Below are 26,306 nucleotides of genomic sequence, written 5' to 3' on the forward strand. Positions count from 1 at the left end.
ATATGCTATCAACATTGTCAAGAAAAATGTGGATGTGTTTTACAGGTCTTTTTCTGAGTTTCTTTCTGTTGATTCATTTTTTAGGAAATCTTCAGCTTTTTTTACCACAGCAGCAGGCTCACCTTCAGTTTAATGCCTATTCACATTTTCTATCAGGAAATATTGTGATTAAAATAGTCTCCTATATTCTGTATTTAAGTATAATTCTCCATGCCTTAGATGGGTTAATTATTACTTTGAAAAACAAAAAATCAGGAGGAAGTTATCAGTCCGATCATCGTGGAAGAGCCAGTAAATGGTATTCGAGAAATATGGGAATCTTAGGAACGTTAATTTTAATTTTCCTTGTCATTCATTTCCAGAATTTCTGGTATGTCTACAAGTTCGGGAATCCCCCATTGGATGAAAACGGGAACAAAGATCTTTATATTTTGGTGGTAACTGTCTTTAAAGAATGGTGGTATGTGGTTATTTACATCATTTCAATGATTGCTTTATGCTATCATTTAATTCACGGGATTCACAGTGCAGTCCGGACCTTGGGCTTATTTCACCCGAAATTTGTAAAATGGTTTAAAACTGTTGGAATAGCTTATTCTGTCATTATCAGCACCGGATTTGCTTTGATGCCGATTTATGTATTCTTCACTTACCGTTAAATTGAAAAATCATGATTTTAAATTCAAAAATACCGGAAGGCCCTCTAGAAAAAAAATGGGACAACTATAAAAAAACGGCCAAACTCGTTAATCCGGCCAACCGAAAAAAACTTGATATAATTGTTGTCGGCACCGGATTAGCCGGAAGTTCAATTGCCGCATCATTGGGAGAAATGGGATATAATGTAAAATCCTTCTGTTTCCAGGATAGCCCGAGAAGAGCGCATTCTGTAGCCGCTCAAGGTGGTGTAAATGCTGCCAAAAATTATAAAAACGATGGTGACAGTGTGTACCGAATGTTTGTAGACACTTTAAAAGGCGGAGATTTCAGAGCCCGTGAAGCCAATGTATACCGAATGGCAGAATGCTCCTTAAACCTCATCGACCAGGCAGTTGCACAAGGCGTTCCTTTTGGCAGAGAATACGGAGGCTATCTGAATAACCGTTCTTTCGGAGGTGTCCAGGTAAGCCGGACTTTCTATGCGAGAGGGCAAACCGGACAACAATTGCTTTTAGGAGCTTATCAGGCATTGATGCGACAAGTAGGTAAAAAAAGTGTTCAGTTATTTTCAAGACATGAAATGCTGGATTTAGTTACGATAGATGGAAAAGCAAGAGGAATTATCGTCAGAAATTTAGATACAGGGGAAATTGAAAGACATTCTGCACATGCTGTTGTTTTGGCAACGGGTGGTTATGGTAAAATCTACTATTTATCGACTTTAGCGATGGGTTGTAATGGTTCTGCCATATGGAGAGCCCATAAAAGAGGAGCTTTAATGGCTTCTCCCAGCTGGATCCAGGTGCATCCTACTTCCCTGCCGCAATCCGGAGACTATCAGTCAAAACTAACGTTGATGTCCGAATCTCTACGGAATGATGGCAGAATCTGGGTTCCGTTAAAAGAAAATGAAACCCGAAATCCCAATGATATTCCTGAAGAGGAAAGAGATTATTATCTGGAAAGACGATATCCTGCTTTTGGAAATTTGGCGCCAAGAGATATTTCCTCAAGAGCTGCCAAAGAAAGAATTGATGCAGGTTTCGGAATCGGTCCCTTGAAAAATGCAGTATATCTTGATTTTTCTAAAGCTATTAAAGAACAGGGAAAAGAAAAAATTAAGGAAAAATATGGTAATTTATTTGATATGTATCTTAAAATTACCGGATATGATGCCTATAAAGAACCCATGATGATTTCGCCTTCCGCACACTTTTCGATGGGCGGACTTTGGGTAGATTATGAATTGATGACCACTATTCCCGGCCTATTTGCTTTAGGTGAAGCTAATTTTGCAGACCACGGAGCGAACCGACTGGGTGCAAATTCCCTGCTTCAGGCATCTGTTGACGGATATTTTATTGCGCCTTATACCATTGCCAATTATTTATCCAATGAAATCCATACCGGAAAAATTTCTACAGATGATACTGAATTTGAAAAAGCGGAAAATCATGTGAAACAGCAAATCGAAAGTTTTATCAATATCAACGGAACAAAAACAGTTGATTTTTTCCATAAGACACTCGGGAAACTACTTTATGATTATTGTGGTTTAGCCCGAAATGAGCAAGGATTAAAGTTTGCTATTGAAGAGATCCGAAAACTGAAGCAGGAATTTTATAAAGATGTAAAAGTTTCAGGGAAGGGAAATTCAATGAATACCGAACTAGAAAAAGCAGGCCGCGTTGCGGATTATTTTGAAATTGGTGAATTGATGTGTTATGATGCTTTAACCCGTAATGAATCCTGTGGAGCACATTTCCGTGAAGAATACCAAACACCGGATGGAGAAGCTTTGAGAAATGATGCCGAGTTTCAATTTATCTCTGCATGGAACTGGACGGGTGAAAATAATGAACCAGAACTCATTAAAGAACCTTTAATTTTTGAAGAAATACAGCCAACAGTGAGAAGTTATAAATAAATTTTTATCTATTTAACCTAAAAACGCAAGATTATGGATTTACATCTGAAAATATGGAGACAGGAAGACCATCAAAGCAAAGGAAAACTGGTAAATTATGATTTGACAGGTTTAAATCCTCATATGTCTTTCCTTGAAATGCTGGATACGCTGAATGAAAAACTCATCATTGAAGGTGAAGAACCCGTAGAATTTGATCACGACTGTCGTGAAGGAATCTGCGGACAATGCGGAATGATGATTAACGGATTGGCTCATGGACCTTTAGAACACACCACAACATGCCAGCTTCATTTGCGTTCTTTTCAGGATGGAGAAACTATTGTAATTGAACCTTTCCGGGCAGCAGCTTTTCCTGTAAAAAAAGATTTAAAAGTTGACCGTTCTGCTTTTGACAGGATTATTTATTCAGGCGGTTTTGTTTCAATAAACACCGGACAAGCTCCCGACGCAACAGCAATTGCGGTTACTCATCAAACTGCTGAAGAAGCTTTTGATTCGGCGGCGTGTATTGGTTGTGGTGCTTGTGTTGCGACTTGCAAAAACGGAAGCGCCGCTTTATTTACCTCAGCAAAAATTACCCATATGGTACTTTTGCCACAAGGCAAAGAAGAACGAAGCGAGCGCGTTCTCAATATGGTAAAACAAATGGACTCTGAACATTTCGGCCACTGTTCCAATACTGAAGCCTGCGAAGTGGAGTGTCCACAGGGAATTTCCGTGCTGAATATTGCAAGAATGAATTATGAATATAGCAGAGCCTTGTTTTTCAATAAAAAATAAACTCCCAAGAAAAACCCTCTGTATTCCAGAGGGTTCCATAAAACTGAATTGTAGAATAATAAGAATTATTTTCTTATTATAATCTTATATGATTTTTCAAACTTAGAAGCTTTTACGGTTAAAATATAAACTCCTTCCAGTAAACTATAGTTTTGATAGCTAATCATTACTCTGCTTCCATTTCTTGAAACATTTTTACTTAGATCTGCAACCATTCTTCCACCGGAATTAAACAGATAAACGCTCACATTTCCGCCTTCCTCATTTTCAAAACTTAGGTTAATATCTCCTCTTGTCGGATTAGGATATACTTTAGAATCTTCATTTGCAGCAATATTAGGTTTACTCAACGCAGCTCCGCTCTCTGCAGAATTTCTTGCCAATGAGCTGGTAGGAGTAGACGTACAAGGACAGCCTAATATTCCTAAATTTACAGTTCCATTATCATAATTGTTGTTAATTGCATCAACTATTGAATTCATTTGATCCGGAGAATAACTTGATGCTACTCCTCCCAAAACATTATTAGCTTCTGCTAATACCTGACTAACAGTCCAGCCTGTAAACGTTCCTGAAATCACAATAAGATCACCCAACCATGTTGATGAAGATGAGAATGAAGGATTCACCTGATCAAATCTAAGATTAAGGGTTAATGCAACAACCTGTCCCGCCAACACATTTTTGTAACTGCTTCCTGGATTTACAAGTGTTCCTGCATTTAATGCTCTCGCCGTAGTTCCGCTCGGTAAGAAGTCGTCTACAGCTTTTGCAGTCGTAAGTTTAAGGAATCTGCTTCCCGCACCAATTGTTAAACCGGAAGGAAATGCTGATGCAAAATTCAGGTCACGATAGGTTCCCCAGTTCTCTCCGGATGCTTTTGCACCCCATCCTCCTTGTGTAACGGTGGTAAAGCCATTACAAGTAAGCATTTTTACTTCAAATGATTGAGAAATTGTACAACCATTAGCATCGGTTACTGTCACAGAGAAATTGCCTACTGGTAAGTTTACCGTTTGAGTCACAGCTCCGTTAGACCACAAATAGGAATAAGCAGGAGTACCTCCCGTTACATTAGCACTTACTGCGGCAGTTCCACCTACACAGGTAACATCTCCTTTATTAATAATTAATCCTAAAGGTTCCGGTTGGGTAATAGTTATGGATGCATTGGCTGAACATGAATTCTGATCTGTAATACTTACGGAATAAGTACCGGCAGAAACCTGAATACTTTGAGTCGTTGCTCCATTTGACCATAAATAAGTATAACTTCCGGTTCCTCCACTTGCATTAGCAGTTAATGTAGACATACCTCCATGACATAAAATCGGAGTGCTGCCAATATTAACAGCCAACTGTTCAGGTTCAGAAACTGTAACGGAAGCCGAAGAACTACATGAGTTCGCATCAGTCACGCTAACTGAATAAGTACCTGCAGAAGCCTGAATACTTTGAGTAGTTGCTCCATTAGACCATAAATAAGTATAAGTTCCGGTTCCTCCACTTGTATTTGCCGTTAATGTAGACATACCTCCATGACATAAAATCGGAGTACTGCCAATATTAACAGCCAACTGTTCAGGTTCAGAAACTGTAACAGATGCTGAAGAGCTGCAGGAATTTATGTCAGTGACATTTACAGAATAAGCACCCGCTCCAGCCTGTATGCTTTGAGTAGTTTCTCCATTAGACCATAAATAGCTGTAACTTCCGGTTCCTCCACTTGCATTAGCCGTTAATGTAGACATACCACCATGACATAAGATCGGGGTACTTCCAATATTAACAGTCAATTGTTCCGGTTCGGAAACTGTAACTGACGCTGAAGAATTACATAAGTTTGCATCGGTTACATCTACAGAATAAACACCTGCTCCAGCCTGTATGCTTTGAGTAGTCGCTCCATTAGACCATAAATAGCTGTAACTACCGGTTCCTCCGTTTACATTTGCCGTTAATGTAGACATGCCTCCATGACATAAAATCGGAGTGTTTCCAATGTTTACTGTTAAAAGAGAAGGCTCTCCTATAACAATTGAAGCAGTATCCGTACAGTTTCCTTCAGTGATAGTATAATTATAAGTTCCGGCACCCACAATAAAGTCGCCGACTCCCTGTACATTTGAACCACCTCCTGTTGCTGTTACATGTACTGTAGTTGTTCCACCATGACATTTGATAGGATCATAGGAAACATGAATTTTTAAGGAACAGCAAGACAGATATCCCAGATCCACATTTCCTTCGTCAAAATTCTGATTAATAGCAGTCGCTGCTTCATTAAACTGTGATGCTGTATATTGAGATGCTCCGCATCCTCCGATAAAGTTATTAGCCAAAACCAAGAACTGAGAAACCGTCATTCCCTGAAAAGTTCCTGAAGTAAAAACAAAATCGCCTAAATTGGCAGCTGCAGAAGAAAACCCTTCGTCATAATTATCAAAACCTACCGCAAGCGTTACTGCAACCAATTGACCAGCCAATACATTATTATATCCTGATCCAGGATTCACATAGGTATTATTTAAAGGAGAAGCCGTTCCTCCTGAAGGAAGGAAATCTGTAACAGCCTGTGGAGAAGTCAAGGAAAGAGTGTTTCCACCTGAACAACCAACTACAAGTCCGTTAGGAAACGCACTATTAAAGTTAGTATAAAGATAGCTCACATTAGGATTGGAAGTATTTGATGACCCCCAACCCCCAATGGTTAATGTTTTTCCCTGACAGTTTTGTGCAGAAACAGGGTTCGCCATATATGTGAGCAATACCATGAAAATAAGAATTTTACATGTATGTTGAATGAGTTTAATTGTTTTCATTGAATTAAGATTTGAATTCGCACCGAATAAATAGTAGAAGGAATTTTTTACAGAAATTACCTGTAATTCCATAACGGTTTTACCAAATCAATGAACATCGTATGTGTATTGATTTAGCTAATGAAAAGTCGAATGAGATTATAGTCACATTTTACAAAATCTCCGGAAAAGTCATTAAAAATGCCTGCTTAAATAGTAAGTTTTCATTGTCTTAATTATTTAAAAATTCACAACGAAACAGAGTATAGAAAAGTACATCTTCTACAGTGGTTACTATAATTTCATCATCTTATTGAATCAACAAGCCAACGAATCATGTTCATTGAATCATCAAATAAGAGTCAGGTAAAATTATAGTTGAATCTTACAAAATCTAAAAAGATTTATTCCAAGAAAAAGTGGTTAAAGTATTGATTTTTCATTGGCTTTAGTTGTTTAGTTTAGACAAATGTATGACAAAAAAACATACAAGAGTTTAAAAAAATAACATTTTTTAGTTTTAAAATTAAAAAAATCCATAAAAATACCACCAATAAAGGATTTAATAAAACTAAAAACAAAATAACTCCAATAAAAAAAATTAGAATTATTATTAAAAAACATGGAGAAACCAACACTTATAAAATGTAAAAAGCACCAATAACTCTAATTTTTTTATCTAAAGTTATTGGTACTCTTATCACTAAAAAATGATTATTTATGCTTAAAAAAATTTAGACTTCCTTATCAAAGTATAACATATAATATTTTCCTTTTTCATCTTCACCTGTAGCGATCTTCTGGCGATCACCATGAATATAAATATGGAAGTTTTTATCCAGTTTAATGATACTTTTGAAATGTCTTTGTGTTTTTTTCACCGCAGCTTCACTGATGGGGAATTCTTCCGCAATATTAATTTGCATATCCTGCTCATAATCCGTTTTAAAATTATTAAAACTTTCGATTACGTGTTCGTCTCCCAATACTTCATTGGCAAATTCATCCAGCTTGAATTCTTCTTTTTCTTTAAAAAAGTTAATCGATTTATTTAAAAAGTCGGCCTGATCTGCTTTGGAAACTTCAAATTCCTGAGGTAACTGCTTTGTGATATAGTCTTTATATACCATTAAAGCTTCCTGTGTATGAAAATATTCATCGTCACGCTGCTTTACTTTTAAAAAATCTTCGAACCAATAGTACATATCCCCGTTTTTGTTGTTATCAACTACAGAAAGTACATATCCGGTTTCCTTATCATTATTGTAAATGAGAGCTGCTTTATCAATTTTCGATAAACCGATTCCCATATCTTTTTCAATTTCAAAGCCTTCTTCCTGAGGCGATATTTTCAGAAAAGATTCTCTTTTTTCGGTTTTAAAAATACCGATTTTGTCTACTTTTTCACCATTTTCTCTTTCATCTTCAAAATAAGCCACAAATAGTTCTCCTCCTTGAACTCTTGGGTTTTCCGCAGCTTCAAAAAGGTGTTTTGCGATGTTTTCAGATTCCCAAAGAAATTTCGCTTTATCATCAAAAATTTCAGATACCGCACTATAAACAGGATTGTTTACCAAATAGGAATCACTATAGAAATGGAAAGTCTCTTCGGATTTGAACGAACCCAGAAAGTAATTCTCCAGCAATTCTGCCATCCCTTCATCCAGCTGCAGCTCTTCCTGAGAAAGCATTAAAGATTCTCCATTGATTTTATTTCCGACTCTGTGTACTACGATTTTTGAAAACATTTTCGATTTTTATGGATTGCAAAGATATTAATTATCTCAGATACTCCACAGTTTTTCATTTTTAGAAACCTCATCATTCAGATATCTTAAAAAAACTAATATCACAATTTACAAGTGATTTTCTGTCAGATTTTTTGGCAACAATTTTACACTTCTGCCACATTTGCTTTCATTACATTTTTAATCGGTTACATTACAAAAACTGAAAACGGAAAAGCCTAAAACCGAATTAAAAATCAACATCTTATAGAATGTAAATAATAATTTAAAAACTCAGAATCAGTTATAAATAGAGAGATTGAGGTCATTTTTATTTGAGTAATTATCGTGATTATAAAAAATAGTTAATTATTTATTCTGTCTTTATCTTGGTATGCTTTTCGCTGCAATACTGATACTTGAAAAATATAAATTATGGTGAACGTGAATATGCAAGCTATTAATCAAAAAACAGCTATGGAGTATTTAAAATTTTTCTATCCCCCTCTTCGAAACGAAATCACGCAATTATCTTTACAGGATAATTTTGCCGGGGTCATTCAGGCAACGATTAATTATTTAAAAAGACTTTTGCAGGAATCTAAGGTCAACATCATTGCCCATCACATTAAGCTTATGGATATGATTTATAAAAACGGTGATTCTTATGTAAAAAGCATCATAGAAAATATTTTTGTAAGATCGTTTGAAAGCTTTAAAAAGCACGGAAAAATCCAGCACTGGAAACTTCTTTATCAGAATATGCCTGTGAGCTTTCAGATCATCTACAATGAACAGAGAAAACAGGATAAGATATTTTTTGGTAAATAATAGTTAATATAATATTTTCGGCGGCACCTTTGGTGCCGCCGAAAATATTATTAATTCTTTTTGGTAAAAGCCGTTTCTATAGTTTGGAGTTCGCTTTTATTCATTTTTGAAGATTTCTCCAGTTTTGCAGTAAATGTGGCCACCTCTTCTGTTGTGGATGGACAGCCCAGATTATCTCCTTTCTGATCAAAAGAATCGGTAAGAACTTCCCCTTTAGGGTTCAAAACCAGCCAGAATGGAAGCCCTGTATTTTCCCCGTTGTATTTATTCATCAGTTCCTGACCTCCGGGATTTTCAAGTTTTTTCTTTTCTCCCGTTTCCTGAACATCTACATAGGCTGTAACGAATTTTTTTTCAAAAATAGGCTTGGTTTCCGGAAGGTTCATATTCTTTTCCATCACATGACACCATTTGCACCATGAGGCATGGAACACCAGAAGTACGTTTTTATTCTTTGATTTTGCTTCACTAATTGCCTTATTTAATATGACATCAGCTTTTTCCTGTGCGAAATTTAATTGAAAAAGGAATAACCCCAGTATTATAAGTATTCTAGAAAACTTCATATAATTTTGTTTTTGATTTAAAGTGATACGAATGTAAGATTTTTATTCTCAAAATAAAGCAACTATATATAATTTTACACCATTGTCATTTTGACGCAGCAAGAATCTCATGATATCTTAGATTCTTCATTTCACTTCGCTACATTCAGAATGACATAGTCATAATAATTACGATAGCAAGATTAATGTAAAATTGTAATAATTATCCAAAATAAAATTCCCCTCGCTTTCGCTCGGGGAATTCAACAAAAACTAAATAAAGAATATTTTTAAGGATTCTGTTCATAACCCGCCACCTGAATTTGGGATAAAGGGATCTGATACAGATAATCATTGGTTGTAATGGTATAATTATAATTAAGATCTGCTGCAGCCTGATTGATAACACTCACTGCAATATTCCAACGTACCAGATCATGCCAGTACACTCCTTCTCCTGCAAACTCAACCCTTCTTTCTTTACGGAGTGCGGTCGTAAAATCCGAACTTGACATCGAAGTAGAAAGTGCTGAAAGACCGGCTCTCTGGCGAATTCTGTTTAAATAAGGAACTGCTCCACTGGTATTCCCTTCATAATTTAAAACTTCTGCATACATCAAGAGAACATCTGCATAACGGATAATCGGGAAATTAATAGGCCAGTCGTACCGGTTGGTGATAACAAGACCTCCTTCACGGAATTTCACAAAATAATTGGCATAATCCACCTGCCCGTTTTGTGCGATAAATTGAGTTTTAACCGTTACTGCTTTTCTCACATCTCCGGCTTCATAAGCATTAAGTAAAGACTGAGAAACTCCCAATTCACTGGAACTGTATAAACTCCCCTGCGCATTATATAAAGGATCGGCAGTCCCAAATGTCGGTGAAACATAACTCGGCAAATAGGATCCCTGTGAAAGGCCACCACTGATATGCTGAATTTCAAAAATATGATATTTATTATCATTAGCGCTTTTAAACAAGTCCGCATAATTGGGTGCAAAAGTTACATACTGTCCTTCCCCTTGAATTATAGCGAATAAATGCTCCTTTGCTTTTGTCAGATAAGAACTGTTATTAAGAGGATAACCGTATCCTGTAAGATACATCCTGCCCAACATCGCATGAGCCGCCGATTTGGTAATCCTGCCTTTATTCTTTGAATCATACGTGTTTTTTAAACCACCTATGGAGGCTTCAATTTCTGAAGTGATAAAGCTATAAAGAGTACTTAGATCCGTTCTTGGGATAGAAGCCGCCTCCGACGGACTTACCGGATGGTCTACCAAAGGAACTTTTCCGAAATTACGCATAAGCTCAAAATAAGCATATGCTCTTAAAAAACGGGTTTCAGAGCGATATTGCTCTTTTGTGGCAGGATCTGCAAAGGGAACCGCATCAATTCTTGCTAAAATATTATTTGCGTAAGAAATAAGCTGATAAGCATCTTCCCACAGAATTTCGACTTCTTCTGTTGAAGAAGTATCCTGAAAACGGTTGATGGCATAATAATCCCTGTTCCCGTTTTGTGAAATTGCGTTAAAATTATTCGAACGAACTTCTGATGCCAGTAAATAAAAGTTAACATCAAATCCTCCTCTCGACGAGGAATTAATCATTGCAGAATACACTCCTGACAGTGCTTGCTGGATCTGAAGCTCCGTAGTGTAAAAAGAGGTTTGGGTGATATTATTCTCGGGTTCCAACATCAGATCTTTTTCACAGCCCATCATTCCCAATAGAAATGCTCCCAAGACTAATGTTTTTCCAAAGGTTCTTATTTTTTTATTGTAAGTTATTTTCATTTTTAAATTTTTAGAAGTTAAAGTTTAGGCCCATCATATAGACTTTTGCATTGGGATATGCTCCGTAATCGGTTCCGTCTGACTGTACGGATTCCGGATTGTAACCGCCATAGTAATGATCTTTTCTCCAAACGTTTTCCAGGCTGACATAGACTCTCAGACTAGAAATTTTAAGTCTGTTCACCAGATCTTTAGGAAAATTATATCCTAAGGTTACATTCTTAAGCTGAATATAAGTGGCATCATACAGCCATCTTGTATCTAATAAACTTCCTGTAGTTCCATCTAATCTGGGAGTTTTCCCATCTCCCGGATCAGCATCGGAACGCCAGCGGTTTGCCCAGTTTCCCATTACGTTTGTCGTTGTACCCATTCCCGTGCGATCGATTGCACGACCTAGCAAAGCATAGCTATAACCACCTTTTTGTCCCTGAAAGAATACGGAAAGGTCGAAGTTTTTATACGAAAAAGTATTGGTAAAGCCCCAATAATAATCAGGAGTCGGTCCCCCGATAATATGACGGTCATCTTCGTTGATCACCCCATCTCCATTGAAGTCTTTGTATTTAACATCTCCGGCAATTGCTCCGCTGGTTTTAGCAACATTCGGGTTATTGATGTCTGCTGTAGAAAGTACTCCTATCGCTTCATAAAGATAGAATGCATTCAGTTCCTGACCGACCTGTATGATATTTGTGCTATTGCTGAAACCCGTATAAATAGGCGTGTTATCGCTGCCTAACTGTAAAACTTTATTCTTATTGAAAGCAATATTGGCAGAAGTATTCCATCTGAATTCCCCGATTAAGTTTTTTGTATTTAATTCTAATTCCAATCCTTTATTTTGAACTGAACCCACATTACTCCACATGGTAGTATATCCGGTTACAGCTGCTACAGGCTGTTCCAAAAGCAGATCTTTAGTTTTTTTGATATAATAATCTGCCGTAAAATCAATTCTGTTAAATAAACCTAATTCAAGACCAAAGTCGGAGGATTGAGTTTTTTCCCAGGTTAAATTGCGGTTTTCAATGGTGTTGGGAATTAAGCCATTAGACAAATTTCCTCCGAATGAATAATTTCCTCCTCCTAATGTTCCAAAAGCCCTGTAATCTCCGATGGAATTATTTCCGTTCTCTCCCCAACTGTATCTCAACTTAAGATTATTAAGCCAACTTACATCTTTTAAGAAATCTTCCTTATCTACTTTCCAACCTGCCCCAAATGCCGGAAATACCCCCCAAAGGTTATCCCACCCGAATCTGGAAGAACCATCTCTACGAATACTCGCCAACAACATATATTTCTTTTTATAATCATAGTTTACACGGCCGAACATTGAAATCAGCATCCATTCTGACGCCGTATATTCCGAATTAAGTACAGATGCGGATTGTGTAAAATTGAAGGTTTTTAAATCGTCATTCGGGAAACCTTTGTTCCGGTTGTATTGAGTCGTAGTCCTGTAATTTTCGGCGCTGTACCCTGCAATAGCTGCAATACTGTGGTCTCCAAAAGTCTTTTTATAATTTAATAAGGCCTCTCCCAAATATCTGTTGTAATTTACAGTTCTACGACTCGCAATACTCACCTGTCCCGGAGTATTGGTGATTAAATCAAAAGTTGGCGTGTAACCGTTATTCAGATTAAAGTTATTGGTAGCTCCTCCTGAAATTTTAATATTTAAATCAGGCAAAATATCGTAAGAAACATATAAGCTTGATAATAAGCGGAACTCATTGGTATTATTGGTTGTATTTTCCATCACTCCAATCGGGCTTTGAGTAGAGCCAGCCCATCTGTATCTTGTATTTTTCCAGAAATTGGTGTACAAACCTGCACTCAATTCCGCTACAGGAACCATGGAAAGCATTTTGTGAGCTAAATTATCTTTTCCGTCAACGGTTGCTCCATAACTTTTTGAATAGCTCGGACGAAATGAAATTCCCGCCTTCCATTTATCCGAAATATTAAGATCAATAACAGCGCTTAAATTGAATCTTTTAAAGCCTGTATTAATTGCTAAACCTTCCTGATCAAAATAGGCACCCGAAATGAGATACTTCACATTTTTATTCCCTCCCCTTGCCGATAACTGATAACTTTGAACAGATGCAGGCCGATAAAATACATCCTGCCAGTCAATATTAGCCACTTGATTGGTTCCCCATCTAGGATCAATCATGTAATTGATATTCGCTAAATTATAATCTGTTGTATTGGCAAGATTAAAATAGTTTGCCCTCACTGCATAGCTATCAGATGCAGAATTACCCGGAGCAAGTGCTTCCCATTTTTTATTAATTGCTTCGGTCGCATAATCAATCCATTCCGAACTTGTCATGATATCCAGCTTTTTTTCGATAGTCTGAATTCCATAATACTGCGAAAAGCTGAAGGCAGGCTTTCCGGATGCCCCTTTTTTGGTGGTTACAATCACAATTCCATTGGATCCTCTAGACCCATACATGGCAGTAGAGGCGGCATCTTTCAAAACTTCAATCGATTGCACATCATCGGGAGAAACATTGGCCATATCATCGACAACCATCCCGTCAACTACATAAAGAGGAGAATTACTTGCCGATATTGAAGCGGAACCTCGAACTCTTATTTCTAAAGGCTCCCCGGGTTTTCCCGTAGTAGACCGGGTTTTAACCCCGGCAATCTGCCCCGTTAATGCCTGATCTACTCTTGCAATAGGACGGTCCTTGAAGGTTTCGGCATTTACTCTACCTACAGAACCTGTGACTTCACCCTTTTTCTGCGTACCATAAGCAATAACAACAACTTCCTCGATATCTTTAGTTTTATTCGTTTTTGCACTATCCTTGGCAGTGCCGGTAGTTTGTTTTTCCTGTCCGAAGATAAAAGCAGTGGTACTTAGTAAAATACCTAAAGTAACTATGGATTTCTTCATTCTATGATTCGTGATTATAATTATTGATGTATCCGTGAAATCAAAACATTAAGAAAACTTAATCTGAAAAAGACATGATATTTCTCATGTTTTAATTTCATAAAAGTATACTTCTCATGAATTTCTGCTATCCTGTAGTAACCTGTCAGTTTCTCTTTTTAGAGAATACTAAGGAATCATTTAGAAAAAATAATATCAAAATGTCAATTTCTAAAACAAAAAGCCCCAAAGGAGGCTATTGAATAAGGTAATAAAATACTTCTGAATAAGCATTTAAAATTAACTCCCAAGTTCCAACTGATTTTTCACTAAATTATAATAATCAGCCTTTTTATCAACCAAACTCTGATGGTTTCCTTGTTCAGCAATTTCTCCATTCTTCAATACAATAATCTGATCGGCATTTTTTACGGTGCTCAGTCTGTGTGCAACAATAATTACGGTCTTTCCTTTGAAAAAAGACTGAAGATTATCATGAATTATTTTTTCATTTTCAGCATCTAATGCAGAAGTGGCTTCATCGAAGAAAATAAAATGCGGGTTTTTATAGACTGCTCTTGCAATTAAAACTCTTTGTTTTTGTCCACCTGAGATTCCGTTACCTGAAGCACCGATTTTAGTGCTCAATCCTAACGGCAATCCATCAACAAAGGAGTTAATATTAGCGGTTTGCAGTGCTTGTTCAATTCTATTGTAGTCAATATCTTCATCACTTGTCGCGATATTTCTTTCGATGGTATCTGAAAAAATATAACCGTCCTGCATGACAACACCACAGTTCTTTCTTAAATCTATTGGCGATATATCATTAATATTGAGATGATTAAAAGTAATTTCTCCGGAAACAGGCTCATAAAACTTCAAAAGCATTTTCATGAGAGTCGTTTTACCACTTCCACTGGCTCCTACAATGGCAGTCACTTTACCTTCCGGGATAAACAGATTAATGTTTTTTAAAACATAAGGCGATTGAGGACCTTCATACTGAAAGGAAACGTCTTTAAAATAAATTCCTTTTTCAATCCCGTTTTGTTCCGTATATTTTTTACTTAATAATGGCACTTGTTTTTCCTGTTCTTCTTCAGGATTATTCTGAACTTCATTCAGCCTTGCCAAACTTAATTTTGCATCCTGTAAAGAGCGAAAAAAACTTATCAGCTGGTTTACAGGCGAATTCATCTGACCAATAATATAGGAAACGCTGAGCAATGCCCCTAAAGTCATATAGCCTTGTATCACAAAATAGGCAGAAAGAAAAGTAACGATAATGTTTTTGAGCTGGTTTATAAATTCGAAACCTGAAAGTTGTATCTGATCTAATTTTAGAATTCTGATATTTATTTTAAATAGTTTTTCTTGGATACTCTCCCATTCTTTTCGTTTAAAGTCCTCAAATTGATTAAGCTTCATTTCGGAAACACCATTAATGATTTCATAGATAGATTCCTGATTTTCGCTTCGCTGTTGAAAACGGAAGTAATCCAAAATTTTACGCTTCTTCATCCAGTAAAGAGACCAGAGTACTGAAACTGTGGTAAGCACCATATAAACAGTTAATATTCTTACATCATAATACCACAAGATTCCGAAGAAGGCTGTAAATGTAATAATTGAAAACAACGTCAGGAGACTTTGTGAGGTAAGAAAATTTTCAATCCTTTCATGATCCTGAATCCGTTGACTAAAGTCTCCCATCAGCTTGGTATCAAAAAATTTAATCGGAAGTTTCAGTAGTTTTTTAAGGAAATCAGAAATAATCTGAATGTTTATTTTTGTTCCAACAACAAGAATAATCCAGTTCCGGAAAATATTGATCACAATGTTTCCCAAAAAGAAAGCCAATTGTGCCAACAGGATATATACTATGATAGAAAGATTTTTTTTATTTACCCCCTCATCTATCAATTTCTGAGTAAGAATGGGAAATATTAAAGTAATAAGTGTACCTAAAGTAAGCAACAAAAGCATCCAATAGATTTGCTTTTGATGAGGTTTTAAATATTTCAATAAATATTTAATGGAAAGTGTTTCTTCCTGTAAAGGGGTATGCTGATAAAAATCTTCGGTCGGTTCTAAAAATAAAGCGATTCCCTTATTTCCTTCCGAAATCCAGGATTTTTTAAATTTTTCTTCACTTAAAGAGACAAAACCATGCCCCGGATCTGCAATTTTATAAGTACGTTTGCCTGTAATAATGTTTTTAGAAATTTTGTAAAGAACGACAAAGTGATTCTGATTCCAATGAAGAATGCAGGGTAAAAGTTCTTTTGAAAATCCCTCACTCTCTGTTTTAAGTGCTATAGTTTTATAGCCTGTATTTTCAGCAGCTTCACAAATTCCTAATAATGATACGCCTTCTTTAGTTATAAAACTTTTACTTCTTAAATCCTGTAAACTGAAATTTTTACCATAATGAGAAGACACCATAGCTAAACAGGCAGGACCACAGTCCATTTGATCATATTGGGCAATGAAACGCATTATTTAATATCTTTCTGACAATAAAAATTATTAATAGCATTTACACGGAAATGTTCCTAGTAAATAATCTTGATTAATTATTTTTAACCTTAAGTTTTCTCAAATTACTAAGTATCACATTATTCTTTTGTAAAGTTAATGCATCCGTTTGACCGCCAATTTTCAAGGAAAACACATTTTGAAGATCAAGGAATAAAGACTGGGATGCAACAAGTAAATTTATATGACCGCAGTTAATGATTTTAAGTTTAATTGTTTTAAAATCGGCTTTATCTTCAGTTTGAAACGATCCTAGATTCAAGGCATTTATTGAAATGTTTTCATTTTTAACAGTAAGATAAATATTGTAATTATCCTTTTTACTTTCTTCAGTGCTATGAACTGAATTGAGAAAGACTACACCATCGACTATTTTGAAGTCAATATACTTATCGTCATCTGAATTCCTTTCTATTATAAAAGAGTTTGCCTTTCCCTTTGAAAGAAATACCTTTCCGAAATTCTTAATGTTAATTTCATTGAAAACATTGTCATTTAAGCTGAGTTCACTTTTTATCATCTGGGAATAATAATTTTGAAAAGGTAGAAATGTAATTATTACTACAATTAGTTTTAATGTGTTATACGTGAAGTTCATTTAAATTAAGATCCGGATTATTAATTATTTCATTACAAAAATCCAGGATATAATCTCTTTTAGCTTCTTCATGCTTCTCTCCGGTAGCTACTAATTCATTAAATACATCATAGATCATAGATTTCCTTAAACCTTCATTATTTCTTTCTAAAAAGCTAGGATGATAGTGTACATCAAAATAGGTTATTTCAGTTTTATTGATCAGAAGACTGAATATTAACTTTAAGACCTCCAGCGCCTCATTTATTTTCTGTTCTCTGAAATAGATTCTTGATATATTTTGCATCTGCTGAATCTTATGATAAAAAACAATGGGAAATTGTTCTTCAAAATATGAATCTAAAATCATTGTTTCTTTCGTCATCTTTATAGCAGTCACATAATCCTTTTTTTTGTAAAATAAATAAGCATCCACCGGTGTACAGATCAGATCATACAACTTATTTTCTTCTTTACTTAAAACAGATTTATCAATATATTTTTTGGCCCTCGAAATTAACGCTTCAGCGGCCAGTATATTACCGCTCCTAGATTCTTTCAATGCACCACTGTAATTTTCATAATAAAACAGAAAATTCCTTTTATATTCGCAGATTGAATTGATCATCTGAGTAATGCCTTCATCGAATTTCAAATGATCTTTATAGCTTTTCTTGTTAGATTGGGCAAGAAGTTCCAGACCACTATATAAATCATCATATTTTCCCATAATAGAATAATTAAAAAGTTTCAAAAACCTCCGCTCCTTTTTGAGAAATCAAATAGGATAATGCTATTCTGTCTTCAATATTAAATTTGATGGGTGGGCAAGAGAAAATCCCCTCCTTCCAAGTTTTAGGACATGCTCCTCCGCAAATAGGAAGTATTTTACATGTATGACACGGAGAGTTCGATTTGTTTTCTCTAATCAAATCATACCAGTTGATGAAATCTCTTTTCGGTAATAAATCGTCTGGTGATAAAGTATCCAGGTTTCCTAATATATAACCAGCATCATCATAACTAGGAACATATGATATCTCTGTACAATTATAAATATTTCCATAAGCATCCACTAATTCCGCTTTGGGATCAACAGCCATACAGGTCTGCTTTTTTCTTTGCGGTAAGATAGAAGCGGAACTAAATTCATTTTTCAGACAGTACATTAACCATTCAATTTCTTTATCTGCAAAATTTTCAACTTCTAAAGATTTTAAGTGAGCATCATTACCCCATGAGTGAATGGGCGCAACATAAAAGTTTGTAATTTTCTTATGAAGTCCTAAATTCTTTAATTCATCAATCAAAAGAATGGCTGCTTCATCATTCATTTTGTCAACATTACATCGAATACTGATGACCGCGTTTAATTTATCAAATTCCTCATGGTTTAAGATGCTGATAAGGTTTTCCATAATGATCTTATAACTCTTTTCGCCTGATTTCAGAAACCTTCTCTTATCATGAAACTCCTCTGTACCATCTAAAGTGATTTCAAAAAACCGGATATGATGATTTTTAACCAAATCTAAAAAAACATTCAGCTTCAAAGAAAGGCCGTTGGTTACCATCTTAGAAGAATATCCTAAGTTATGTTTATCAGCCAGTTCTTTTAATCGCGGAGTCATACTTTTTATATTACTTAAAGCCATTAAAGGCTCTGCGCCAAACCATCCAATTTCTAATGTATTATATGAATGTTCATTTTCTAATTTATATTTCAGCCTCTCCAGTATCGCATCCATTTGCCCCTCATTCAGAAGTGCTTTAGTATGGTTTTGCCCGCAATATCCGCATCCCAACTGACAGTTGGCTGTAGGCTGTATAACCTGATATAATGTTTTACTGTCTAAAATTGAATTTTTATTTTCCTGTATTACCTCTTCCAATTCGTTCTCCTGGCTGGGAACAATTAAATAAGTTGACAATAATTTTGAAAAGATATTCTCGGGTAAACTGTCATAGTCTTCTCTTTCATATATCGCTGCAGTATCACTTTCTAATGCTATCGTTTCTCCACTTCTGGTCGAGAAATACAGAACGGTATCATTTCCAGCGTCTGTTTTTATCCTGTAATATGAGTTTCTAAACATAATAAATTGGTTAAATGAAAAAAACCCCATAACATAAAGTTATGTTATTATGATTATGGGGAAATTTAGTATTACAAACTAGTTGTAGGTTGCGTTGGTTGTGTTGGTGTTGGCTGCGTAGGTTGTTGTGGACCGCAAGAATTGTTAACTGTACATGAGTTATTAACAGTACAAAGCGGCTGCCAAGCCAAAGCAGCTTGTCCTCCTCTGATAGCCATTTGTTCGTTAACACTAATTATTTCTCCTTTTTTTAGGGAGTCTAGTTTTGCAACTTCGAAAGCATTCTTTAATTTAGAATTTCTCATTTTGTTTAATATTAAAATTTTAAGATTTGGTTAAAGTTTCGATACATTAAACCCTAATTGGTATCGCTTGCAAGCATTAATCCATATGATATCCATATTGCGCACTATAAATACATGTGAATTAAATATTTTTAGAAAGTACTGGCCGGAGCTGTACTATTATTCAGTTTCTTTTGAATCTGCAGTTTTTTCCCACTAGAGAAATCATAGCTCAATCCTAATACAAACATGTTTTTGTTATTATAGATATTTGTTTTATTAGTATATGCTACCCAATCACCGGGTAAACTTTTCGTATAATACTTAGAAGGTGTTCCTACCCAGTACATACCGGTTGTGAAAGTCCAGCTCCTATGTTGGTAAGCTATAAGGAAATGACTTTGGTTTTCGTCTTTAGTAAGGAAAGAACCATTTAAAGAAAAGACCGGGATATTGAATTGATAATAGGCAGAAAAATTTTTGTATTGAGAGATTAATGCAAAATTATTCCTTACAAAATTCCTTGTATACTCCGTTCCGTTTACGGAAGTCAGTTTTGTGGCAGTAGGTGCAATATAAGTTTTGAGAACAAGCAAACTATTTCCGAAAGGTTTTATGGAACCACTGATCTGAACTCCTTTCTCACTATAGCTTTCGGCATTTTCATAAGTTAATGCATATCCTTCTGTTTCTGGATCTAATTGATAAAACTGCGCAAAATATTTGTCAGCAATATTATAAAAAAACGTAGTATTTAAATCAAAATATTTACTACTGAAAGAATAAATTAGACTATTTTTGAAAACATGCTGTGTCTTAAGATAAGGATTTCCCTTCTGGACAATATTGGGCACAACCTGTACAACATTACTACTTAAAGCTGATGCGAAAGGACTTTGAGAAGTATATTGAGTAACAAATCTCAAAAACTGATTTTTAGGTAATTCATAGCTCAAAACCACTTTCGGGGTTGGAGCCCAATCATCCTGTGTAATTTGTGCACTCTTATTGTGAATTTGAGTAAGCCCTATTCCCAACCTATAAGAAAGCTTATCCTTTTTACCGGAGTACTCAGTGTAAAGGTATTGTTCTAAATAATTTACAGAATATTTTGCTGCCCCTAAAAGATTGACCAGATCGTTATCAATTGAGGTATTGGAGACCCGATATCCTGAACTTAATTTTCCTTTTTCAAAATTATGAACATGCGCGATTTCCCCTACAATTCCGGTTTGCTTCGCTTTCAAATTCATATCATTATTGAAAATATCCGTATAATTACCGACTTTCCATTCATGGTCAAACTGATAAGATTTTGTATTGAAATAGGAACCTATGACATTCAAGCTCAATTCATCTTTTTTTCCAATGTTTTTAGAATAGTAAAGATCCAAAGTAGGGTTCGTATAATTAGAATTGCTATTATGAACGGTATGATGCAGTTCATCATTATTATTCATTGTAAATATACTTTGCCCTGTTCCTTTTAAAAAACTTGAATTCAAAATCATATTCAATTTTGCCTGAAATACATACTTACCTGAATCAGTATTCGAATATCGTAATCCTATATTTTGATAAGTATATCCAAAATGATCTTTTTGCTGCTCTGCAGAGCGGTAATGAATTTGATTCAGATCATATTCATACGTCTTATCAACAATCCTATTATTATAATCCCTAAGATTGATGGTATATTCCAAGCCGAAATCATTTTTCCCTTTTGTATAGCCACCATACGCAGAGCCATTAACAAAGCCCGTTGTAAATGCAGAAGTCAGATCCGCCCCGAATGAATATCCAACTTCCGGATTTTTTGTAATGATATTCACAACCGTATCTGCTCTTTGTAAATACCTTGCAGGCGGAATATCAAAATACTCTACTCTTACAACATTTGTTGGTGCAACACTTTTAATTTGGTTATCGGTAGCCTCAACTCCATTGATAAGAAACAGGATTCTTCCTCCTTTAATACTTATCACCGTATTAGAAATAGGATCAAGTTGCAACTCAGGCAGTGTAATAAGCAAATCTTTAGAATGTCTGGCTTTTTCAAGAGCTTCTTTGTCAAAAGTATAATTTGCGTGATCCGAAAACTGTTTCTTCTTTTGGGCTTTAATAAGTACCTCTTGAATTTCTTTAGCTTTTATAGTATCAACTGCATTGTCTGATATTTTATTTTCATTAGTCTGTGCAAACATACCTGTTGCCATCAATGCTAAGATCACCGTAAAATATCGTTTATTATTCTCTTTTATCATAATTTCTTCTCAGTAAAAAACCAATATTTACTTTATTTCATGCTATAACATTTTTTGATAAGTGTAAGTATTACCACTTAATTTCATCCTTCTTTGGTGGCGGATCACCTTCTGGCCCATCTGATAAAGTGGCCTCATTCGGTGGCAGAGTCACAGACTTTATGCCAACAGAGTCTTTTTTGATTTTTGTAGCTATCGACTGATTTTGCATTTCATCAGCAGTTGTTGTTAATTCTTCTGCTTCTCTACAGCTAACTACTGTAATGAATACAACAATTGTTGATACCCAAGAGATAAACTTTTTCATAATATTTTCTTTGAAGTTTATCCCGGCGCCGGGAGTTTTTTAATTGAATTCGGACGCTAAATTATTTGGGTGAAACGTTTTTTCCTAAAAAAGCAAGTCTCTAATTGAAAATTGACAAATAAAGACGTCCTAATAAAGAAATTAGGACCGTTTTTCTGGAATTAAATATCTGATAAACATTAATGTAAATTTTATTTATAATTTGTATAAATAAAATTTACATTAATGTTTTTTTAACCTGTTTAAGTAGTTTTGTAATATAAAATATATTTGAACCAAGATGTTCTCTAAAAAGATTCCGTTTTATTTTTTTTATCTTTTTTTGTTTTTTTCTTTTGAAAAAATATACAGTCAGCAGAGTTATGAAGATTTACGAAGTAGATATGAGGCAAAAAATGAAAATGATAGTACTGCATTAAAAGGTATAAATCTTTACCTTCAGAAAGCAAAACGGGAAAACAATTTGACCGAACAAATCCAGGGATATAGGGATGCTACATTTTTCTCTCCGGATAAAGGAACAAAATTAAAATATGCTGATAGTGCCATAGCTATTGCAAAAAAAACGGATAATAAAGAATTAACATCTACAGTCTATCTTCTAAAAGGCAGTCTGTATTATTTTTACTATAAAAATTATCAATCCGCTTTAGCAGAATATTTAAAAGCTTACCAATATTCTAAAGACAGTAAGGATGATTACCTTACTTATAAGATCATTTACCAGATGGGACTGGTAAAAAGTTATTTAGGATATTATCATGAGGCCATTGAACATTTTAAAGAAAGTATTTCCTATTTTGAAGCAAAAACAAAAGGAGACTACCATCCTAATGCTTTATATAATGCCCAAAAAGGCTATCTCAACAGCTTACATCAACTTGCAGTATGCTATAAAAATACACAGGATTACAAGAAAGCGGATTCTATAATCAATATAGGATTACACATTTCTTCCAAGTCAACAGACTTTTCTTTAGAAAAGGCATACTTTCTGAAATGTAAAGGCATTTCTGAATTTAATCATAAAAACTATAATGCCTCCCGCAATTTTTTACTACAAGCATTGCCCGTATTAAATAAAAATGAGGATTTTTATTGGTCATCCGTCTCCGATTTTTATATTGGAAAAAATTATTTGAGCTTAGGAAAAGAAGATTTTGCAATAAAACAATTTGAAAAAGTGGATTCTATTTTTCAAAAAAGAAAATTTATTGTCCCCGAACTTCTTGAAAATTATCATTTTCTGATTAAATATTATCAGAAGAAAAAGAATGTTGAAAAGGAACTTGAGTACTCAAAAAAACTTTTGAAAGCAGATAGTATTTTTAGCAAAGATTTCAATTATTTGTCCGCAAGAATCCATAAAGATTACGATAAGCAAATCCTGGAAGAGTCTAAAACTAAATTGGAAGCCCGTAATAAACTAAATATTGGAACTATTATACTTCTTGTTTCAGTATTGATTTTGTTGGCTATACTAGCCTGGAGGTTTTACAATAATGCACAATCAATAAAGCTGAAGTACCATGAATTAGAAAAAAAACTTCAACAGCAAACAAAGCCAGTTTTACCTTCTTACGAAAATATAACTAATTATGGAAAGTCTGTATTGAGTGAAGACATATTTATGGATTTACAAAATAAATTAAAAGAGTTCGAAGCTACAGGAAATTTCAAGGAAAATGGGTTAACAATTGACCAGCTTGCCACTACTTTCCGTACCAACAAGTCTTATCTTTCACAATATATCAATGATGTAAAAGGAATGAACTTCAGCAAATATCTTTCCACTCTTCGCATCAATTATATTACTAAATTAATGTATGAAAATCCCCAGTATCTGCGCTTAAAAATACAAGGATTAGCAAATGAGTGTGGAATAAGTTCCCGTCAAAACTTTTCAGATCTCTTTCTGGAAATCAATAATATTCGTCCTACAGATTTCATTAAGCAAAGAAGAAAAGAATTAGAAGAAGGGAAAATATCCGGCTCAGCCGGATCTTAGATAAATTAATATTATGCAACTTCTGCTTCTGATTTGATATCCTTAACTCACAAACTTTAAAAATATAAGCGGCTATAAATATAATATTTATAGCCGCTTATTAAATTCTATTTAAATTACTTTTATTCAGTAATTATTTTACTTCTTCGAAGTCTGCATCCTGTACATCATCACCTCCTGCATTTCCAGCATTCTGAGCTCCTGCATCTGCACCTTGAGCACCTTGTCCTGCTGCATACAATTCTTCTGAAGCTGCCATCCAAGCTGCATCTAAAGCTTCTGTTTTAGCTTTTACATCGTCAGCATTTTTAGCTTCGAAAGCTGTCTTCAATTCTCCGTGAGCTGCTTCGATTGCTGCCTTTTTATCTGCAGATAATTTCTCACCAAACTCTTTCAATTGTTTTTCAGTCTGGAAGATCAATCCGTCAGCTTTGTTGAAGATTTCAACTTCTTCTTTTCTCTTAGCATCTGCTGCAGAGTTTTCCTGAGCTTCTTTTTTCATTCTTTCGATTTCTTCTTCAGAAAGACCAGAAGAAGCCTGGATTTTGATAGACTGCTCTTTACCAGTTCCTTTATCTTTAGCAGATACACTTAAGATACCGTTAGCATCAATATCGAAAGTTACTTCGATTTGAGGAACACCTCTTGGAGCTGGTGGAATATCTGTAAGGTCGAATCTACCGATCTCTTTGTTATCGTTGAACATTGGTCTTTCACCCTGTCCTACTCTGATGCTTACAGCCGGCTGGTTGTCAGAAGCTGTAGAGAATACTTCAGATTTTTTAGTTGGGATCGTAGTGTTCGCTTCAATTAATTTAGTGAAAACAGAACCCATTGTTTCGATACCTAAAGAAAGTGGTGTAACGTCAAGAAGTAATACGTCTTTTACATCTCCTGTTAATACACCTCCCTGAATAGCTGCACCAATTGCTACAACCTCATCCGGGTTAACTCCTTTAGATGGTTTTTTACCGAAGAATTTCTCAACTTCTTCCTGAATGATCGGGATTCTTGTAGAACCCCCTACCAGGATTACTTCGTCGATATCAGAAGTTGATAAACCTGCATCTTTCAACGCTTTAGCAACCGGTTCCATAGATCTTCTTACTAGATCTGCAGATAATTGCTCAAATTTAGCTTTAGTTAAAGTCTTTACTAAGTGCTTAGGACCTGTAGCAGTAGCTGTGATATATGGAAGGTTGATCTCTGTTTGTGGAGAAGAAGAAAGCTCGATTTTAGCTTTTTCAGCAGCTTCTTTCAATCTTTGTAATGCAATGGCATCAGATTTTAAGTCAACACCTTCTTCAGCTTTGAATTCATCAGCCATCCAGTTGATAATTACATCATCAAAATCGTCACCTCCTAAGTGCGTATCACCGTTTGTAGATAATACTTCGAATACACCATCTCCCAAATCCAGGATAGAGATATCGAAAGTACCACCACCAAGGTCATACACAGCGATTTTCTGATCTTTATGGTTTTTATCAAGACCGTAAGCTAACGCCGCAGCTGTAGGTTCGTTGATAATTCTTTCTACTTTAAGACCGGCAATTTCACCCGCTTCTTTAGTAGCCTGTCTTTGTGCATCGTTGAAGTATGCAGGAACAGTGATTACCGCTCTTGTTACTTCCTGACCAAGATAATCTTCAGCAGTTTTCTTCATTTTCTGAAGAATCATTGCAGAAATTTCCTGTGGAGTATATTCTCTATCGTCGATTTTTACTTTTACTGTATCATTTGGTCCTGATACTACTTTATAAGGTACTCTTGAGATTTCAGAAGCATCATCTTTAAAGTGTGTTCCGATAAATCTTTTGATAGAATAAACTGTTTTTGTAGGGTTTGTTACCGCCTGTCTCTTTGCAGGATCTCCCACTTTTCTTTCTCCATCTTCTGTAAATGCTACAATAGACGGTGTCGTTCTTTTACCTTCTGCGTTAGGAATTACAACAGGGTCTTTACCCTCCATTACAGCAACACAAGAGTTGGTTGTTCCTAAGTCAATACCAATTATTTTACTCATAATATTTATATTTTTTCTAATTTTTAAATTAATTTACACTCTCAATTTCTCAATATCTGTACCATTCGAAAGGATATGACAAAATGACACAATACAATATAAAGAGACCTATACATCTTGTAAAGACTGCACTATTCAAGACACTTTGGACATTGACAGCTGTAAAAATTAATCAAAGTTTAACCTATTATATAGGAATCATAATCTCCTGAATTATTATTT

General features: G+C 35.1%; 18 protein-coding genes. 5 read left to right on the forward strand and 13 right to left on the reverse strand.

Annotation, left to right across the window (positions count from 1 at the left end; all coding sequences use genetic code 11):
* Window positions 1-2 precede the first annotated feature (2 nt).
* Genes CLV73_RS08515 through CLV73_RS08525 form a run of 3 tightly spaced genes read left to right on the forward strand, consistent with a single transcriptional unit; the run spans window position 3 to window position 3,370 of the window.
* Complete coding sequence (locus CLV73_RS08515; protein WP_100376406.1) at window positions 3-659, forward strand: succinate dehydrogenase cytochrome b subunit; 657 nt, start codon at window positions 3-5, stop codon at window positions 657-659.
* Window positions 660-670: 11 nt separating this feature from the next.
* Entirely contained in the window at window positions 671-2,587 is a 1,917-nt protein-coding gene (locus CLV73_RS08520) for a fumarate reductase/succinate dehydrogenase flavoprotein subunit (protein ID WP_100376407.1), read from the forward strand.
* A 33-nt stretch (window positions 2,588-2,620) separates the two neighbouring features.
* Window positions 2,621-3,370 carry a succinate dehydrogenase/fumarate reductase iron-sulfur subunit gene (locus CLV73_RS08525; RefSeq protein ID WP_100376408.1) on the forward strand — a complete coding sequence of 250 codons (750 nt, stop codon included), beginning with the start codon at window positions 2,621-2,623 and terminating at the stop codon, window positions 3,368-3,370.
* Between the two features lie 65 nt (window positions 3,371-3,435).
* On the opposite strand, the gene CLV73_RS08530 is transcribed toward CLV73_RS08525, so the two are convergent.
* A complete protein-coding gene (locus tag CLV73_RS08530; protein WP_169925742.1) occupies window positions 3,436-6,192 on the reverse strand; it encodes a T9SS type A sorting domain-containing protein in 2,757 nt (918 codons plus the stop codon).
* Between the two features lie 713 nt (window positions 6,193-6,905).
* Complete coding sequence (locus CLV73_RS08535) at window positions 6,906-7,919, reverse strand: nucleoid-associated protein (protein WP_100376410.1); 1,014 nt, start codon at window positions 7,917-7,919, stop codon at window positions 6,906-6,908.
* Window positions 7,920-8,375: 456 nt separating this feature from the next.
* Here CLV73_RS08535 and CLV73_RS08540 point away from each other — a divergent pair, with 456 nt between their 5' ends.
* Complete coding sequence (locus CLV73_RS08540) at window positions 8,376-8,729, forward strand: DUF7674 family protein (RefSeq protein WP_228424289.1); 354 nt, start codon at window positions 8,376-8,378, stop codon at window positions 8,727-8,729.
* A 50-nt stretch (window positions 8,730-8,779) separates the two neighbouring features.
* Here the strand turns inward: CLV73_RS08540 and CLV73_RS08545 are convergent, their stop codons facing one another.
* The 10 genes from CLV73_RS08545 to CLV73_RS08590 form a co-directional block, all read right to left on the reverse strand.
* The gene (locus CLV73_RS08545) at window positions 8,780-9,295 is read right to left on the reverse strand and encodes a thioredoxin family protein (RefSeq protein WP_100376412.1); all 516 of its coding nucleotides are present in this window, start codon (window positions 9,293-9,295) and stop codon (window positions 8,780-8,782) included.
* Window positions 9,296-9,564: 269 nt separating this feature from the next.
* Window positions 9,565-11,082 carry a RagB/SusD family nutrient uptake outer membrane protein gene (locus CLV73_RS08550; protein WP_100376413.1) on the reverse strand — a complete coding sequence of 506 codons (1,518 nt, stop codon included), beginning with the start codon at window positions 11,080-11,082 and terminating at the stop codon, window positions 9,565-9,567.
* Window positions 11,083-11,092: 10 nt separating this feature from the next.
* Window positions 11,093-14,002 (reverse strand): SusC/RagA family TonB-linked outer membrane protein, encoded by a 2,910-nt coding sequence (locus tag CLV73_RS08555; RefSeq protein ID WP_100376414.1) that lies wholly within the window; start codon window positions 14,000-14,002, stop codon window positions 11,093-11,095.
* Window positions 14,003-14,281: 279 nt separating this feature from the next.
* Window positions 14,282-16,483 (reverse strand): peptidase domain-containing ABC transporter, encoded by a 2,202-nt coding sequence (locus tag CLV73_RS08560; RefSeq protein WP_100376415.1) that lies wholly within the window; start codon window positions 16,481-16,483, stop codon window positions 14,282-14,284.
* Window positions 16,484-16,556: 73 nt separating this feature from the next.
* Window positions 16,557-17,042 (reverse strand): GIN domain-containing protein, encoded by a 486-nt coding sequence (locus CLV73_RS08565; protein WP_157798761.1) that lies wholly within the window; start codon window positions 17,040-17,042, stop codon window positions 16,557-16,559.
* Between the two features lie 61 nt (window positions 17,043-17,103).
* Window positions 17,104-17,853, reverse strand: coding sequence for a hypothetical protein (locus CLV73_RS08570; protein ID WP_169925731.1), 750 nt, complete (start codon window positions 17,851-17,853; stop codon window positions 17,104-17,106).
* The gene (locus CLV73_RS08575) at window positions 17,840-19,195 is read right to left on the reverse strand and encodes a radical SAM/SPASM domain-containing protein (protein WP_169925743.1); all 1,356 of its coding nucleotides are present in this window, start codon (window positions 19,193-19,195) and stop codon (window positions 17,840-17,842) included. The genes CLV73_RS08570 and CLV73_RS08575 overlap by 14 nt, the downstream gene beginning before the upstream one ends.
* Before the next feature lie 71 nt (window positions 19,196-19,266).
* Entirely contained in the window at window positions 19,267-19,413 is a 147-nt protein-coding gene (locus CLV73_RS18910) for a hypothetical protein (protein ID WP_157798762.1), read from the reverse strand.
* 218 nt (window positions 19,414-19,631) lie between these two features.
* Window positions 19,632-21,743: an outer membrane beta-barrel protein gene (locus tag CLV73_RS08585; protein WP_100376420.1), complete on the reverse strand. Its 2,112-nt coding sequence runs from the start codon at window positions 21,741-21,743 to the stop codon at window positions 19,632-19,634.
* 70 nt (window positions 21,744-21,813) lie between these two features.
* Window positions 21,814-22,050: a hypothetical protein gene (locus tag CLV73_RS08590; protein WP_100376421.1), complete on the reverse strand. Its 237-nt coding sequence runs from the start codon at window positions 22,048-22,050 to the stop codon at window positions 21,814-21,816.
* 463 nt (window positions 22,051-22,513) lie between these two features.
* Here CLV73_RS08590 and CLV73_RS08595 point away from each other — a divergent pair, with 463 nt between their 5' ends.
* A complete protein-coding gene (locus CLV73_RS08595; protein ID WP_228424291.1) occupies window positions 22,514-24,058 on the forward strand; it encodes an AraC family transcriptional regulator in 1,545 nt (514 codons plus the stop codon).
* A 133-nt stretch (window positions 24,059-24,191) separates the two neighbouring features.
* On the opposite strand, the gene dnaK is transcribed toward CLV73_RS08595, so the two are convergent.
* Window positions 24,192-26,084, reverse strand: coding sequence for a molecular chaperone DnaK (gene dnaK / locus CLV73_RS08600; protein ID WP_100376423.1), 1,893 nt, complete (start codon window positions 26,082-26,084; stop codon window positions 24,192-24,194).
* Between the last annotated feature and the right edge of the window lie 222 nt (window positions 26,085-26,306).

Origin of the sequence: Chryseobacterium geocarposphaerae, from assembly GCF_002797535.1 — a bacterium.
Lineage (GTDB): Bacteria > Bacteroidota > Bacteroidia > Flavobacteriales > Weeksellaceae > Chryseobacterium > Chryseobacterium geocarposphaerae.

Coding starts and splice junctions, on each gene's coding strand:
- CLV73_RS08540 (WP_228424289.1), top strand. CDS start 8,376: ATGGAGTATTTAAAATTTTTCTATCCCCCTCTTCGAAACGAAATCACG.
- CLV73_RS08525 (WP_100376408.1), top strand. CDS start 2,621: ATGGATTTACATCTGAAAATATGGAGACAGGAAGACCATCAAAGCAAA.
- CLV73_RS18910 (WP_157798762.1), bottom strand. CDS start 19,413: ATGGCTATCAGAGGAGGACAAGCTGCTTTGGCTTGGCAGCCGCTTTGT.
- CLV73_RS08545 (WP_100376412.1), bottom strand. CDS start 9,295: ATGAAGTTTTCTAGAATACTTATAATACTGGGGTTATTCCTTTTTCAA.
- CLV73_RS08515 (WP_100376406.1), top strand. CDS start 3: ATGCTATCAACATTGTCAAGAAAAATGTGGATGTGTTTTACAGGTCTT.
- CLV73_RS08535 (WP_100376410.1), bottom strand. CDS start 7,919: ATGTTTTCAAAAATCGTAGTACACAGAGTCGGAAATAAAATCAATGGA.
- dnaK (WP_100376423.1), bottom strand. CDS start 26,084: ATGAGTAAAATAATTGGTATTGACTTAGGAACAACCAACTCTTGTGTT.
- CLV73_RS08550 (WP_100376413.1), bottom strand. CDS start 11,082: ATGAAAATAACTTACAATAAAAAAATAAGAACCTTTGGAAAAACATTA.
- CLV73_RS08575 (WP_169925743.1), bottom strand. CDS start 19,195: ATGTTTAGAAACTCATATTACAGGATAAAAACAGACGCTGGAAATGAT.
- CLV73_RS08520 (WP_100376407.1), top strand. CDS start 671: ATGATTTTAAATTCAAAAATACCGGAAGGCCCTCTAGAAAAAAAATGG.
- CLV73_RS08530 (WP_169925742.1), bottom strand. CDS start 6,192: ATGAAAACAATTAAACTCATTCAACATACATGTAAAATTCTTATTTTC.
- CLV73_RS08565 (WP_157798761.1), bottom strand. CDS start 17,042: ATGATAAAAAGTGAACTCAGCTTAAATGACAATGTTTTCAATGAAATT.
- CLV73_RS08585 (WP_100376420.1), bottom strand. CDS start 21,743: ATGATAAAAGAGAATAATAAACGATATTTTACGGTGATCTTAGCATTG.
- CLV73_RS08560 (WP_100376415.1), bottom strand. CDS start 16,483: ATGCGTTTCATTGCCCAATATGATCAAATGGACTGTGGTCCTGCCTGT.
- CLV73_RS08555 (WP_100376414.1), bottom strand. CDS start 14,002: ATGAAGAAATCCATAGTTACTTTAGGTATTTTACTAAGTACCACTGCT.
- CLV73_RS08590 (WP_100376421.1), bottom strand. CDS start 22,050: ATGAAAAAGTTTATCTCTTGGGTATCAACAATTGTTGTATTCATTACA.